This is a genomic window from Leifsonia sp. EB34, from assembly GCF_041260585.1.
Lineage (GTDB): Bacteria > Actinomycetota > Actinomycetes > Actinomycetales > Microbacteriaceae > Leifsonia.
The window spans coordinates 1,540,645-1,554,751 of record NZ_JBGCCV010000001.1 but is presented as its reverse complement, the minus strand read 5'-3'; the positions used below and the strand labels follow the sequence as shown (position 1 = coordinate 1,554,751).

Sequence of the window (14,107 nt, the reverse complement as noted above, 5' to 3'; positions counted from 1 at the left end):
CCCGTCTCAGTCGTTGACGTCGCCGAGCAGAGCGAACAGGGCGTCCGCGTCCGGCGCGTCGATGAGCTGCTGCACGTCGTCCTCCTCCGAGAAGAGGATGGCGATCTTGCTCAGGATGTCGAGGTGCTCGTTGTTCCGGCCGGCGATGCCCACGACGAACCGCACCTCCTCGCCGCCCCAGTCGAGCGGCGAGGAGTAGCGGATGAAGGAGAGCGCCGAACGCACGATCTCGTCCTTGGACTCGTTGGTGCCGTGCGGGATGGCCAGGCCGTTCCCCATGAAGGTGGAGACGGTGGCCTCGCGCTGCGCCATCGAGTCGACGTACCCCGGCTGCACGGCGCCCGCCCTCACGAGCAGCTCACCCGCCTCCCGGATCGCGTCCTCCCGCGTGGTCGCGGTGCCCGCGGCCACGACGTTCGCCCGGTCGAGAATCGTGTCGGTCATTTGGTGGCGTCCTCCGTAACGGTCTGCTGCTGCTTGGCGACGAGGTCGACGACCTCGTCGTACTTGGGGCTGTTCATGAAGTTGTCGACGGACACGTGGAGCGACGCCGGCGACTGGCCCTTGGCCCGGTCGGTGAGCTCGCGCTGCGTGATGACCAGGTCGGCCGTGCCGTCGAGGTTGCTGATGGCCTGGTTCGTCACCGTGACCCCCTCCACGCCGGCCTTCTTGATCTTGTTCCGCAGCACGGACGCGCCCATCGCGGACGAACCCATCCCAGCGTCGCACGCGAAGACGATGTTGCGCACCAGCCGATCGGTGCCGTCGCCCTGCGCGTCGCCGGCGTCGTGCTCGCCCTCCTGGACCAGACCCTCGAGGATCGAGGACTCCTTGCCCTTGTTGGCCTCGGTCTGCGCGACGGCGGCGTGGAGGTCGCCGGCGTTGCCCGAGGCCAGGTCGCGCTTGCGGCTGGCCCGCAGGATGATCGAGGCGACGATGAACGACACCGTCGCGGCGCCGATCACCGACAGCGTGACGCCGACGATGCTGCTGGCCGGCGACTGGATCAGCACGGCGATGATCGATCCGGGGGAGGCCGGAGCGCGCAGGCCCGAGTTGAACGTCACGTTGATCGCGATGCCGGTCATGCCGCCCAGGATCGCCGCGATGACGATCATCGGCTTCATCAGCACGTACGGGAAGTAGATCTCGTGGATGCCGCCGACGAACTGGATCAGGGCCGCGCCCGGAGCGCTCGCCTTGGCGATGCCGAGACCGAAGATCGAGTACGCGATCAGGATGCCGAAGCCGGGGCCGGGGTTGGCCTCCAGCAGGAACAGGATGGACTTGCCCTGCTGCTGCGCCTGCTCGATGCCGAGCGGGGTGAGCACGCCGTGGTTGATGGCGTTGTTGAGGAAGAGCACCTTGCCGGGCTCGATCAGGATGCTCGCGAACGGCAGCAGGTGCGCCGAGACGAGCCAGTTCACCGCGTTGCTCAGGACGGAGCTCAGCCACTCGACGAGCGGGGCGATCCCGAAGAACGCGCCGATCGACAACAGCATGCCGACGATGCCGGCGGAGAAGTTGTTGACCAGCATCTCGAAGCCGGCTTTGATCTTCCCCTCCCAGAGCCGGTCGACGTGCTTCATCACCCACGCGCCGAGCGGGCCCATGATCATGGCGCCGATGAACATCGGAATGTTGGACCCGACGATGACACCCATGGTCGCGATGCTGCCGACCACGCCGCCGCGGACGCCGTAGACCATGCGGCCGCCAGTGTTCGCGATGAGCAGGGGAAGCAGGTAGGTGATCATCGGGCCGACGAGGCCCACGTACTGCTGGAAGGTGTGGCCGCTCGGGTCCTGGGCGAGCACGGTCGCCGCGCCGGTCCAGCCGATCTTGGCCTGATCGCCGAAGCCGCCCAGGATCCCGCTGATCGCCCAGCCGGTGTTCTGGAGCCAGCCGGTGGCGATGAACAGGGCCGTGATGAACCCCCAGGCGATGAACGCCGGGATGTTCGGCATGACCATGTTCGAGAGGAAGGTCCCGAAGCGCTGCACGTGGACGCGAGCGCTGCTGGGCTGCTTCGGCGTCGTCGCTGTCGCCGATGTCATGATGGTGCCTCGTTTCTGTGTTGGTCCTGCCTAGGCAGGTGGATGGGCGAACCCGGCGGCCGTGGTTCGGACGGCCTCCCGGGCTTCGGCCGCCCCGTCGGCGGCCAGCGCTGCCTCGGCCAGGGCTTTCGCCTGGTCGAGGGTGTAACGGGTGAGGGACAGCCGCACGTCGGCGAGGGCCGCGGGCGACATCGAGAGGGTGGTCGCGCCGAGACCGACGAGCACCACCGCGAGCAGCGGGTCGGCGGCGGCCTCGCCGCAGATGCCCACCGGCTTGCCGTGGGCAGCGCCCGCTGCGCCGACCTCGCCGACGAGGCGGAGGACGGCCGGGTGCCACGGGTCCTGGAAGCCGGCGACCGAGCCGAGGAGCCGGTCGGCGGCCATCGTGTACTGGGTGAGGTCGTTGGTGCCGATGGAGGCGAACGCGGCCTCCCGCAGCACCCGGTCGGCCAGGAGCGCGGCCGAGGGGACCTCCACCATGACGCCGACGGTCTTCAGCCCGAACTCGGTGGCGAGCTTCACGAAGTACCGGGTCTCCTCGACCGTCGCGACCATCGGGGCCATGACCCACAGGTCGGCCTCCGTCCGGGCGTCGGCCTCGGCGAGGGCGGTGAGCTGCTCGCGCAGGATGTCCTCGTTGGCGCGCAGGGCCCGGATGCCGCGCAGCCCCAGCGCCGGGTTGTCCTCGTGCGCGTCGTTGAGGAACTCCAGCGGCTTGTCCGCGCCCGCGTCGAGCACCCGGACCACGACCTTCTTGCCGGGGAACGCCTGCAGCAGCTTCACGTACTGCTCGCGCTGCTGCTCCACCGTCGGCGCCATCCGGGCGTCCAGGAAGAGGAACTCGGTGCGGAACAGTCCGACGCCCTCGGCGCCGGCGTCGACCGCCGCCTGCGCGCCCTCGGCCGAGCCGAGGTTCGCCAGCAGGGGGATCGCGGTGCCGTCGGCCAGCGTGCCGGGCTCCAGCCCGCCGGAGAGGGCGGCCTCCCGCTCGGCGATGCGCCGCCGGGCGTCGTCGGACTGCGCCGCGGTGGGCGCGATCGTGACGGTGCCGGCTCCGGCGTCGAGGATCACTTCGGCGCCGGCGGCCAGGTCGTCCGCCCCGGCGACGCCGACGATCGCCACGATCGCCTTCTCGCGCGCCAGGATCGCGGTGTGGGAGGTCGGGCCGCCCTCCCGGGTGACCAGGCCGAGCACCTTCGTCAGGTCGAGCAGCGCCGTGTCGGCCGGGGCCAGGTCGCGGGCGACCAGGATGTAGGGCTCGTCCGACTCGGGGACGCCGGGAGCGGGCCGGCCCTCCAGGGCTGCGATCACCCGCTGGGCCACGTCGTCCAGGTCGGTGGCCCGCTCGCCCATGTAGCCGCCGAGGCTGATGAGCATGTCGCGGAACACCCCGAAGCCCTCGAACACGGCGCGCTCGGCGGTCGTCCCGCCGTCGATCCGGGAGGCCACGTCGTCGGCGAGGGAGGAGTCCTCGGCCATCATCGACTGGGCCTCCAGCACGTCCGCGGCGGTCCCGGTGACCCGGCCGGCGCGCTCGCGCAGGTCGGCGGCCACCGTCGCGACGGCCTCGGCCACGCGGGCCTTTTCCTCCTCCGGGGTGCGCGTGCTCGGGGTGGTGTCCGGCTCGGGGAGCGGGTCGGACATGCGGAGGACGTGGCCGACGGCGATGCCCTGGCCGATGCCGGCGCCGGTGAGGGTCGCGGTGTCGTTCGCCGTGGTGTCGTTCGTCGTGGCGTCGTTCGTTGTGTCTGGCATGATCAGGCGTCGTGGTCGGTGGTGAGGATCTCGGCCAGGTCGTCGAGGACCGCCTCGGCGTTCGGGGCGTCCGTCGCCAGGACGATCTTGTCGCCGTGGTCGATGCCCAGCGAGATGACGCCGAGGATGCTGCCCGCGTCGACGGTTCGGCCACCCTCCTTCGACAGCGACACCTTCGCGCCGGAGGCGCCGACGGCCTCCACGAAGAGCTTGGCGGGACGGGCGTGCAGCCCATGGGTCGATCCGACGGTGATGATCCGCTCAGCCATTGTTCCGGTCTCCTTCGTTCTCGGGTGGCACAATACGCGGCGCTGCCACGCTGCCATTCGCTCTCATCGTGCCCCCGCCTTCGCGCTGAGGGCCAGGTCCAGCGCCAGTGCGCCGTCGAGCGCGCCGGGCGACACGGGCGGCAGGACGGCCACGGCGGTCCCTGTGGTGGCGGCGCGGGAGCGCAGCCCGGGGACGGCGGCCTCCAGGTGCGCGCCGACGAGGACGACGTCCACGGCGGCGAGGGAGTCGAGCTGGCTCGCGCTGCCCGCGGCCACCTGCACCTGCAGCCCGCGAGCGGCGGCGGCGTTGCGCAGCTTCACCGCGACGAAGGTGCTGGAGGCGCCCGCGCCGCAGACAACGATGATCTTCATCGACCTCATGCCTTTCGGGTGGAACGGGTGGAACAGGGTGGTTCGGTGGATCGTCACCATGCTCGCTCCGGAGTCGTGCGGGGGCCAGGAGGGTTTCTTCCTGGGGGGCGGAAGCCGGGCGCTGGATCGTGGAAATCTTCCATTGAAATTGATGCTCTAAAATCGAGGGTCATGGCCTCTCGAATCGCACTCCCGACGTCGCGTCGCGGCTTCCGGACCGTCGTCGCCGTCGCTCTCGCGGGCGCGCTCGTGGCCACGACCACAGCGGCGTCGCTCGCCGAGAAACCGTCGAGCGTGGCGGTGGAGTCCGTCGACGGCCGCGTCTCGGCGACCCTCACTCGCAGCGGCTCCGGCAGCCTCGACCTCGCGGTCACGATGGACGGCCGAGCCGTGTTGCAGAGCGTCCGGCTCGGTGTGGTGACGGAAGCGGCTGACCTGACGTCGGGCCTGACGTTCGAACGCTCCCAACGCTCGCGCACGCACTCGACGTATCTGCCGGGTGGGGCGGTGCACGGCACCGTGGCGTCGATCGTGGACGAGGTCGTGGCCGAATACCGCAAGGGCACCGCCGGGCTGACGGTCACGGTTCGGGCGACGCCCTCCGGCGTCGCCTTCCGTTACGCAGTGACAATGCCGGGTGCGTCGGCTGTCGTGTCGGAGGCCACGGCGTTCGACCTCCTTGGCGGCTCGACCGTCTGGGCGAGCCCGTACGAGCGAAACTACGAGGGGAAGCCCCAGCGTTTCGCCGACACCGAGCTCAGCGGCAGCCGGCTGGCCATGCCCGCGCTCGTCTCGACGAAGGACAACCGCTGGCTGCAGCTGACGGAGGCCGCCGTGCGCGCGGGAGGCTCCTATCCCGCTGTGCGACTCGATAGCCCTGTCGGCGGCAGCATTCGGACGCTCCAGGTCGCGCTGCCCGGTCCGGACACCTCCGTCTTCGACAGCACCCCGGCCAGCGTGCGCGTGCCGTTTCAGGGCGGTGTCACGACGCCGTGGCGGGTCATCGGGATCGGCCCAGGACTCGACGGGCTCGCGGAGTCCGACCTGCTCACCGACCTCAATGAGCCTCCCGCGCGTGAGCTGACGGGCGCCGTCGCGAACTGGATCAAACCGGGTGTGTCGCTCTGGCCGTGGTGGTCCAACTCGACCGCGAGCGGAGACGACTATCTCGCACTCCATCGCGAGTACGTCGACGCCGCCGAGCGACTCGGCATCCCGTACGTGACGGCCGACGCGGGCTACTCCTCGTGGGATCAGCTCGAGGAACTCGCCCGCTATGCGGCGTCGCGCGGTGTCGGGATCTTCGCCTGGATGCATCGCAACGAGTTCCGCCGGGCGGACAAGACGCTGTTCGACCAGGATGAGATCGACGCCGCCATGAAAGCGCTGGCGGCTCGAGGGGTCGTCGGGCTGAAGATCGACTTCTTCGACTCGGACCGCGCCGACATCATGCGGTTCTACGACCGGCTCAGCATCGGTTCGGGCCGCGCGAAGCTCATGGTCGACTTCCACGGCTCGACCAAGCCGGGCGGGGAGCAGCGCACCTACCCGCATGTGCTGACGAGTGAGGGCGTTGCCGGTGCTGAGGGATACAAACACGGCAATCCGGCGTCGGCGCGGGACAACGTCAACCTGACTCTCGGCCGAGGTCTCTTGGGAAGTGCGGATGCGACGCCGGTCGCGCTCTCGCTGGGAAACCCGTTGACGACCCAGGCCCACCAGCTCGCCCTCACGGTGGCCTTCACGTCGGCGCTCACCACGCTGGCGGACAGCCCCACCGCGTACGAACGATGGCCGGGACGGGACGTCCTTCAATCGCTGCCGACAGTGTGGGACGAGTCCCGGCTCATCGATGCCGCGCCGGACAGCCACGCAGCGTTCGCCCGCCGCTCCGGGCAGAGCTGGTACGTGGGCGCGATCACGGACGCCGCACGGCGACTCCCGGTGCCGCTGGGCTTCTTGGGCTCCGGGAGCTACACGGCGACGGTGTACCGCGACGGCGGCGCGAACGGGCAACCGCTGGTGGAGCGGTCCGTGGTCACCGCGGCCGACGAGCTCGATCTCCCGCTCGGGCAGCACGGCGGCGCCACCGTCGTGCTGACGCCCGGCGAAGCGGCGCCGACCTCCACGGCTGACCGCGTCCTGGAAGCGGAGCAGGCGACGATGGGCGGCAGCGCGCGGGTCTCGCCGTGCGCGTCCTGCTCCGGTGGGGCCAAGGCCGGCTATGTGGGGTACGCGGGGATCACCTTCCCCGAGGTCGAGGCGGAGGGAAAGTACACCGCCCGGATCGCCTACCTCTCGGGCGAGAAGCGCCGCCTGACGGTCGCCGTCGACGGCGTCGCCCTGCCTCCGGTGACCCCGCCCGAATCCGGCCGGGGAGGTGGTGAGCCGAACGGCTGGAATGTCCCGCGATACGTCGACGTGCCGGTCGAATTCAGCCCAGGGCGGCACACCATCGTGTTGTCCGGAACGGACGGAAACGCCCCCGATATCGATCGGGTGGAGCTGATTCGCTCCTATGAGGCGGAGGACGCGAAGAACGTTCTGAGCGGGCGAGCCACCACCGCGCCATGCGACTCGGAGAAGTGCAGCGGTGAGCTGGTCAGCCAGCTCGGATACGGCGCCTCTGTCACGTTCACCGGCGTGAAAGCGCTGAAGGCCGGCAGCACGACGATCGGCATCCACTACGCCTCGGCTCAGACGAGGTCGATCGTCGTCCGCGTCAACGGCGGCCCGGAGCGTGTCGTCGCATTCCCGCGCACGGCGTCGTGGGACGACTGGAGCCTCCGGACCATCGCCGTCGACCTCGTCGAAGGAACCAACTCGATCACGCTTGCGGCCGAGCCGTCCGGCTGGGCGCCCGACATCGACGCGATCGACGTCGCGCAGTAAGAGGAGCACGCCTCATGCCCATGCCCACCGACCACGTCGCGCCACTCGTCACCCGCCGCGACGCCCGGCGTGCCGCCGCCCCGCGCTCCCGCCTCGCCCTTCTCGACATCCTGCGCCTTGCGGCGGCGCTCTCGGTCGTGGCTTACCACTGGCTGTTCTGGGGCGTCGAGCACGGCGCCATCCACTCGTTCGGCGTTACGCCTGTCTCGTGGCTGGCGGCCTACGGGTTCCTGGGCGTGCAGCTCTTCTTCCTCATCAGCGGGTTCGTCATCTTCCTGTCGGCTTCCGGTCGGGAGGCGTCGGCGTTCGCCGCGGGGCGGGCGACGCGGCTGTATCCCGCGTTCTGGGCCGGGGTGACGCTCACGTCCGCGACTCTGCTGTTGACCGCCCGGGCCGCTCCGCTGGAGTTGCTGCCGAAGTTCCTGGCCAACCTCACGATGGCGCCCGCCGTCTTCCGTCAGCCGCAGCTCGACGGCGTCTACTGGACGCTCACGCTCGAGCTGCAGTTCTACGCGCTCGTCTTCCTATTCCTGCTGTTCCGGCGGCGGCGCTGGCTGGAGACCTTCTTCCCGCTCTGGGCCATCGGGATGCTCGGCACGACCCTCTTCGTCCCCGGGGTCGCTGCGCTCCCGCTCTGCGGCGATCTGTTCACGTTGTTCGCCGGCGGTGCTCTCATCGCGATGATCTCGCGCACGGGCTGGACAGTACTCCGCGCCGCCGGTCTGCTCGCGAGTGTCGTTGGCGGAGTTGTCGCGACCATCCGCCACGCGGACGAGTCCGGGGACGGCGCCGCGACGGATCCGATCGCGCTCGTGGTGGTGGTGGTCCTCCTGTTCGCGCTCGTCTTCGTCCTGACGCAGCCGCGGGTCGCGGCCCTTCCGATTCCGGGCAGCAGGTTCCTCGGGGCGCTGACCTATCCGCTCTACCTGAGTCACGCGGTCTTCGGCTACGCGCTGCTCAACAGGTGGGTGGACCCGGGAGCGCTCTGGCTGGGGATCGCGGCCGCTCTCGCCGTCGTCCTGGTCGTGGCCGCGGTGATCCACCTGGTGGTGGAGCGCGCGGGCGCCCCGTTCTGGCGCGGGCTGTTCCGCGTCGTGTTCTCTCCCGTCGCCCGGCTGGAGGAACGGTCCAGACGATCTTCCTGAGGGGCGGAAACTTGTCGCGGGTCGCCCGCTGTTACCCTGCCGAGTGGTTGACTCGGTTGAGGAAAGGTGGCTCGGCCGATGGCGCTCTCGGCGAAGCAGACGAGGATGCTCGACATCCTGTCGCATCGTGCTGCCTGGGTGACGGCCGCCGAGCTCGCGCAGGACCTGGGCGTGACCTCCCGCAGCATCCGCAGTTACGCCGCCGCGCTCGGCGAGCTGGTCGAGTCGGGGCCCAACGGCTACCACGTCAAAGGTGACGCCTACGCGGACTACCTCGCGGACACATCCGGGGCGTCCCCGTCGGCGGGTTCGCCGCAGGAGCGCCTCGCCTTCCTCGCCCGCCGGCTGCTCGACGAGCCGGAGGGGATCGACGTGTACGAGACGGCGGAGAGCCTGTTCGTGAGCGACTCCACCATCGAGTCCGACCTGACCCGGGTCCGCAGCATCCTGGCCGGCACCGAGCTCGCGCTCGACCGGCATGGTCCGGTCGCGCGGCTCACCGGGCCCGAGATCGCGCGGCGCAAGCTCATCAGCCGGCTGTTCCGCGACGAGATGCGGCAGGGCGTCGTGGACGTGTCGCGCATCCAGGAGGCGTTCGGCTCGGAGGGACTCGCAGCCTTCAAGTCGGACCTGGTCGAGATGCTCGACGCGCGCGGGTACTTCGTCAACGAGTACGGCATCAACGACGTGCTCCTGCACATGGCGGTCGCGCTCGATCGCTTCGCCAAGGACAGGGTGCTCCCGGCGGCGGGCGCGGACGAGGCGGGAGAGGCGCTGCGCCGGCTGGCGGAGGACCTCGGTGCTCTGGTTCGCACGCACTTCGACGTCCAGCTCGACCCGACCGAGCTGCGGTATTTGGCGATCCTGATGCGGACCCGGGTCATCGCGCCGGGCGCGGGGAAGGACAGCGTCGCGGAGTTCGTCCGCGACGAGGACCTCGCCGTCGTCCGCGGGATCGTCGCGCGCGCCTCCACCGAGTACCTGGTGGACCTCCGCGACGAGGACTTCATCGTGCGGCTCACGCTGCACGTGCAGAACCTGGTGGCGCGGGCGCACGAGAACACCTACTCGCGCAACCCGCTCACGCGCTCGATCAAGAGCTCCTACCCGATGACGTATGAACTCGCGGTCTATATCGCCAGCCGCCTGCAGGCCGCGGAGGGGATCGCGGTCAACGACGACGAGATCGCCTACATCGCCATGCACGTCGGCGCCTACCTGGAGCAGCAGTCGCGGCGCAGGGACGCGGTGCGCACCGCGGTCGTCTGCCCCAACTACTACGACATGCACATCCTGCTGCGCGAGAAGCTGGAGAGCGCGCTCGGCGACGAGCTGGACATCGTCAGCGTCATCACCTCCACCGACGCGGACTGGTCCGCGATCGACGCGGACCTCGTGCTGACGACGATCGACCCGCGCGGGCGGCGGGAGAACACGGTCATCGTGCAGCCGTTCCTCACCGCGACGGACGTGGAGCACATCCGGCAGTCGGTGGCGCGCATCCGTCGACAGCGCCGCAGGGCCGGGATCAAGAACGAGCTGCTCGAGTACTTCGACGAGAGCCTGTTCCTGCGCAACTTCTACGCGCGGGACTCCATCACGATGATCCGCGCGCTCGGCGACCGGATGATCGCGGCGGGGGCGATCGGCAGCGACTACGTGGAGCAGGCGGTCGAGCGCGAGCAGATGTCGTCCACGGCGTTCACCGACACCCTCGCGGTGCCGCACGCCATGACGATGAACGCGAAGCGGACGGCCATCGCGATCGTCGTCAACGACACCGCGATGGACTGGGGTGATGCGCGGGTGAACGTGATCGCGTTCATCGCGTTCTCGGAGGGCGGTCGCGCGGCGTTCCAGACCGTCTTCGACCAGTTCGTGGAGGTGTTCTCCGATCGGGAGGCCGTGCTCGGGCTGATCCGTCGCGCCGACACCTTCACGGCGTTCATCGACGAGCTCGTCCGCATCATCGACGCCTGAGCACCACGCGAGTACGCGCGAAATACGGCGGAAGCCGCCGAGTACGCAGAGAATCTGCGTACTCGACGGCTTCCGGGGCGCCGGTCAGTTGGCGGTGACGAGGTACGTCACGGCGACGCCGGGGGTGCCGACGGCGACCGTGTACTTGGCGTTCTTATAGACGGCCTTGCTGTCGGTCGCGCCGGGCTGGACGGTGTAGCCGGCCTTCTCGAGGGCGGCCTTCGCGTCGGCGAAGCCGCTCTTGTCCTTCGGCTGGACCGTGACGGACCAGCCGTTGTTCGCGTCGCCGTTCGCGACGAGCACGGTGCCGCCGACGATCGGGACGTCCGACTTCGGGAAGTCGGAGGGGAGCGACTTGGAGGCCGCCTCCTGGGAGGCCGACGCCGACGGGGTCGAGCTGGAGCCGTTACCGCTGCCGGAGCAGCCGGTCAGTGCGGCGATGGACAGTGCCGCGACGAGGGCGGCGGGAACGAGCAATTTGCTGTTGGTGCGCATCATTCTTCCTAGTGCTGTATACGGTGCGGTAGTGCAACACTCCAGCGTACTGCGCAGCCTCCGACGCTGGCCTCCCGCGGCCTCCCGCGTCCGGCGCTCAGCCCAGCAGCAGCGTGCTGAGCTGGTCGGCCGAGTGCACGACCGCGATCGCGCCCGCCGCCTCGGCCGGAGAGCCGTAGCCCCACTCGACCAGGATCGTCGGGATGCCGTGCTCGCCGGCGCCCTCCACGTCGTACGCGCGATCGCCGACCATCACGGTGTGGTCGAGCGCGACACCCCGCTCGTTCAGGCGGCGCAGCGCCTCCGCGACGACGTCCGCCTTCGCGCTGCGGCTCTCGTCGTCCGTCGCGCCGGCGATCACGTCGAAGTACTCGGCGAGCTCGAAGTGCTCGAGAATCCGGGTGGCCTGCGTCTCCGGCTTGCTGGTCGCGACGGCGAGCGGGATGCCGGCGTCGCGCAGCCGCTGCAGGAGGCCGCGGATGCCGGGGAAGACGGCACTGTCGAAGGCGCCGTGCGCCGCGTAGTCGGCGCGGTAGACCGTGAGGGCGGCGCGGGCGCGGGCCTCGTCGAAGCCGGCCATCGACTGCAGCGAGTCGAGCAGGGGAGGCCCCACGTACTCGACGAGTTCGGCGGGTGTGGGGACGTGGAGGCCGAGCGTCTCGAACATGCGCACCAGGGAGGACGTGATGCCGGGTGCGGAGTCGGTGAGCGTGCCGTCGAGGTCGAAGAGGACGCAGGTCCAGGTGCGAGCGACGGTCGCGGGCGCTTCGGTGGTCGTGGTGGTCGGGTTTGTCATAGCCGTCCCATGATATGTGAGGTGTACGAATGTTCCGTCAGTGCTCGCTGAGAGCGGACTCGATGTGCGCACGCGCGACGACCATCGTGTGGGCGGCTCCCGGGTCGAACTGCACGGCCACGAAGTCCGCGTTGGCGATGTAGCCGAGCGCTTCGGCGGCCGGGACGATCACGGCCTGCACGCGCGTGCCCTTGCCTCCCGCGGCCCCGACGGCGTTGCGCAGCGCCCTCATCGAGGTGAACAGCGGCAGCACCGGCTCGCCCGCGGTCGACTGGATCGTGCGCAGCCGCACCTCGCCGGGCTCGGACCCGGTGACGTCGACCACCAGTCCTCCCGTGGTGGCAGCGGCGAGGAGGGCCTGCAGGTTCTCCAGCGTCGGCTGGGCGGCGATCGCGGCGAGGGCCTTGCGGACAGGGCCGTTCTCGTACGTCTGCGGGAAACGTCCAGCGGGCGCGGCCATCAGAACAGCCTGCTGTCGCTGTCGTCCAGCCCGCGCATGGCGTCGTAGTCGAGCACCAGGCAGCGGATGCCGCGGTCCTCCGCCAGCGTGCGGGCCTGAGGCTTGATCTCCTGCGCCGCGAACACCCCGGACACCGGTGCCAGCAGCGGGTCGCGGTTCATCAGCTCCAGGTAGCGCGTGAGCTGCTCGACGCCGTCGATGTCGCCGCGGCGCTTCAACTCGACGGCGACGGAGGCGCCGCGCTCGTCGCGGGCGAGGATGTCGACCGGCCCGATCGCGGTCATGTACTCCCGGCGGACGAGCACGTGGCCGTCGCCGAGGAGGTGGATCTGCTCGGCCAGCAGCTTCTGGAGGTGCGCCTCTACGCCGTCCTTCTGCAGTCCGGGGTCGACGCCCAGCTCGTGAGCCGAGTCGTGCAGCACCTCGTGGATGGAGACAATGAGCATGTCCGCCGTCTTCGCCTGGCTGACCCGCCAGACCTCGGTGATCCCGGCCTCCCGCTGCAGCTCGTCGGGCTCGTCGACCGTGAGCGTGCAGGGCGGGCTCATCCAGTTGAGCGGCTTGTAGGAGCCGCCGTCGGAGTGGACGAGGAGGCTGCCGTCGGCTTTGAGCATGAGCAGGCGCTTGGCGAGCGGCAGGTGGGCGCTCAGGCGGCCGGCGTAGTCGACGGAACAGTTGGCTATCACGAGGCGCACCGGACAAGTGTACGGTGCCCGCCCTCCCACGCTGCTGGCAGGATGAGGGGATGGCCCGCGACCTCCTCATCGGCACGTACACCCAGCGCCTCCCGCACGTCGACGGTCACGCCGACGGTGTGCTGTCCGCCCGGTTCGACGGCACGGCGGTCGTGGACGTGACGGTCGCGGCTGAGGTGCCGAACCCGTCATGGGTGGCGGTGTCGGCCGACGGCTCGCACGTCTACGCGGTGGAGGAGACCGGCCCGGACGGCGGGGTCTCGGCCTTCGAGCGGCTCGCGGACGGCGCGATGCACCCGCTCGGCCGGGTCTCGAGTGGAGGCGACTCTCCCGCGCACCTGGCGCTGCATCCTTCGGGGCGGTTCCTGCTGACCGGCACCTACGTGGGTGGCACGGTCTCGGTCTTCGCGCTCGCGGACGGGGCGATCGGGGAGCGGACGGCCTTCGTCCAGCACGAAGGGCACGGCCCCGACGCGGACCGGCAGGAGGCTCCGCACGTCCACCAGCTCTCGGTCGACCCGGTGACCGGGGACGTCGTGGTGGTCGACCTCGGGCTGGGGGAGGTGCGCTGGTACGCGCTGTCGGAGTCCGGTGCGCTGACGCTGCGCCCGGAGGCGACGGTCGCGGTGGGCGCCGCGGGACCGCGGCACCTGGCGTTCCACCCGGACGGTCGGCACGCCCTCCTGGTGAACGAGCTGGACAGCACGCTGGACGTGCTGCGCCGGGATGACGACCGGTTCGAGCGGGTGGAGTCGGTCGGCACGCGCGGGCCGGATGCCAGCGCTGCTGCGAACCTGCCCGCAGCGGTGCGGGTGACGTCGGACGGCCGCACTGTGCTCGTGACCAACCGCGGCGACGACACGATCGCTGTGTTCGCCTTCGATGCGGAGGCGTCCGGGCTGGAGCTGGTGGAGGTCGTGGCCGCGGGAGGCCGGGCGCCGCGGGACCTGGTGATCTCGCCGGACGGGGATCGCGTGCTCGCGGCGTGCCAGGACAGCGACGAGGTGAGTGTCTTCGCGTTCGACGCGGCGACGCGCGCGCTGCGCCCGCTGGGGACCACGGCGGTGCCGACGCCGGTCTGCCTCGCCTTCGCATGACCCGCGCTCCTGCACCGGCCGCCGGCTCGTCGCGCGCACACCGAAGCAGCCGCCGAGTACGCGGATTGTCTGCGTACTCGACGCGTTTCGGCTG

At 70.3% G+C, this 14,107-nt stretch carries 13 protein-coding genes; 4 read left to right on the top strand and 9 right to left on the bottom strand.

The features are described from left to right. Positions 1-6: 6 nt before the first annotated feature. From ABIA36_RS07450 to ABIA36_RS07430, 5 genes are all read right to left on the bottom strand, one after another. Positions 7-444, bottom strand: a complete 438-nt coding sequence (locus tag ABIA36_RS07450; protein WP_369961651.1) for a PTS sugar transporter subunit IIA — start codon at positions 442-444, stop codon at positions 7-9. Continuing rightward, positions 441-2,057, bottom strand: coding sequence for a PTS mannitol transporter subunit IICB (locus tag ABIA36_RS07445; protein ID WP_369961650.1), 1,617 nt, complete (start codon positions 2,055-2,057; stop codon positions 441-443). The genes ABIA36_RS07450 and ABIA36_RS07445 overlap by 4 nt, the downstream gene beginning before the upstream one ends. A 30-nt stretch (positions 2,058-2,087) precedes the next feature. Then, on the bottom strand, positions 2,088-3,812 hold the full coding sequence (ptsP, locus tag ABIA36_RS07440) for a phosphoenolpyruvate--protein phosphotransferase (RefSeq protein ID WP_369961649.1): 1,725 nt from the start codon (positions 3,810-3,812) through the stop codon (positions 2,088-2,090). A gap of 2 nt (positions 3,813-3,814) precedes the next feature. Then, complete coding sequence (locus ABIA36_RS07435) at positions 3,815-4,081, bottom strand: HPr family phosphocarrier protein (protein ID WP_179604070.1); 267 nt, start codon at positions 4,079-4,081, stop codon at positions 3,815-3,817. Between the two features lie 63 nt (positions 4,082-4,144). Beyond that, a complete protein-coding gene (locus tag ABIA36_RS07430) occupies positions 4,145-4,453 on the bottom strand; it encodes a PTS sugar transporter subunit IIB (protein WP_369961647.1) in 309 nt (102 codons plus the stop codon). A gap of 171 nt (positions 4,454-4,624) precedes the next feature. Between ABIA36_RS07430 and ABIA36_RS07425 the strand changes: the two genes are divergently transcribed. From ABIA36_RS07425 to ABIA36_RS07415, 3 genes are all read left to right on the top strand, one after another. Next, positions 4,625-7,345, top strand: a complete 2,721-nt coding sequence (locus ABIA36_RS07425; RefSeq protein ID WP_369961645.1) for a glycoside hydrolase family 97 catalytic domain-containing protein — start codon at positions 4,625-4,627, stop codon at positions 7,343-7,345. Between the two features lie 14 nt (positions 7,346-7,359). Further along, positions 7,360-8,490, top strand: a complete 1,131-nt coding sequence (locus ABIA36_RS07420; RefSeq protein WP_369961643.1) for an acyltransferase family protein — start codon at positions 7,360-7,362, stop codon at positions 8,488-8,490. Between the two features lie 78 nt (positions 8,491-8,568). Then, a complete protein-coding gene (locus tag ABIA36_RS07415) occupies positions 8,569-10,470 on the top strand; it encodes a transcription antiterminator (protein ID WP_369961642.1) in 1,902 nt (633 codons plus the stop codon). A gap of 84 nt (positions 10,471-10,554) precedes the next feature. Here the strand turns inward: ABIA36_RS07415 and ABIA36_RS07410 are convergent, their stop codons facing one another. The 4 genes from ABIA36_RS07410 to nucS all read right to left on the bottom strand — a co-directional run bounded on the left by ABIA36_RS07410 (position 10,555) and on the right by nucS (position 12,916). Then, complete coding sequence (locus tag ABIA36_RS07410) at positions 10,555-10,965, bottom strand: hypothetical protein (protein ID WP_369961641.1); 411 nt, start codon at positions 10,963-10,965, stop codon at positions 10,555-10,557. A 97-nt stretch (positions 10,966-11,062) separates the two neighbouring features. Beyond that, positions 11,063-11,761, bottom strand: a complete 699-nt coding sequence (locus ABIA36_RS07405; protein WP_369961640.1) for an HAD hydrolase-like protein — start codon at positions 11,759-11,761, stop codon at positions 11,063-11,065. Positions 11,762-11,798: 37 nt separating this feature from the next. Next, positions 11,799-12,221: an SseB family protein gene (locus ABIA36_RS07400; RefSeq protein WP_369961639.1), complete on the bottom strand. Its 423-nt coding sequence runs from the start codon at positions 12,219-12,221 to the stop codon at positions 11,799-11,801. Beyond that, positions 12,221-12,916, bottom strand: a complete 696-nt coding sequence (gene nucS, locus ABIA36_RS07395) for an endonuclease NucS (RefSeq protein ID WP_369961638.1) — start codon at positions 12,914-12,916, stop codon at positions 12,221-12,223. Before nucS ends, ABIA36_RS07400 begins: the two co-directional genes overlap by 1 nt. A gap of 50 nt (positions 12,917-12,966) precedes the next feature. Between nucS and ABIA36_RS07390 the strand changes: the two genes are divergently transcribed. After that, positions 12,967-14,013: a lactonase family protein gene (locus tag ABIA36_RS07390; RefSeq protein WP_369961637.1), complete on the top strand. Its 1,047-nt coding sequence runs from the start codon at positions 12,967-12,969 to the stop codon at positions 14,011-14,013. The last annotated feature ends 94 nt before the right edge of the window (positions 14,014-14,107 follow it).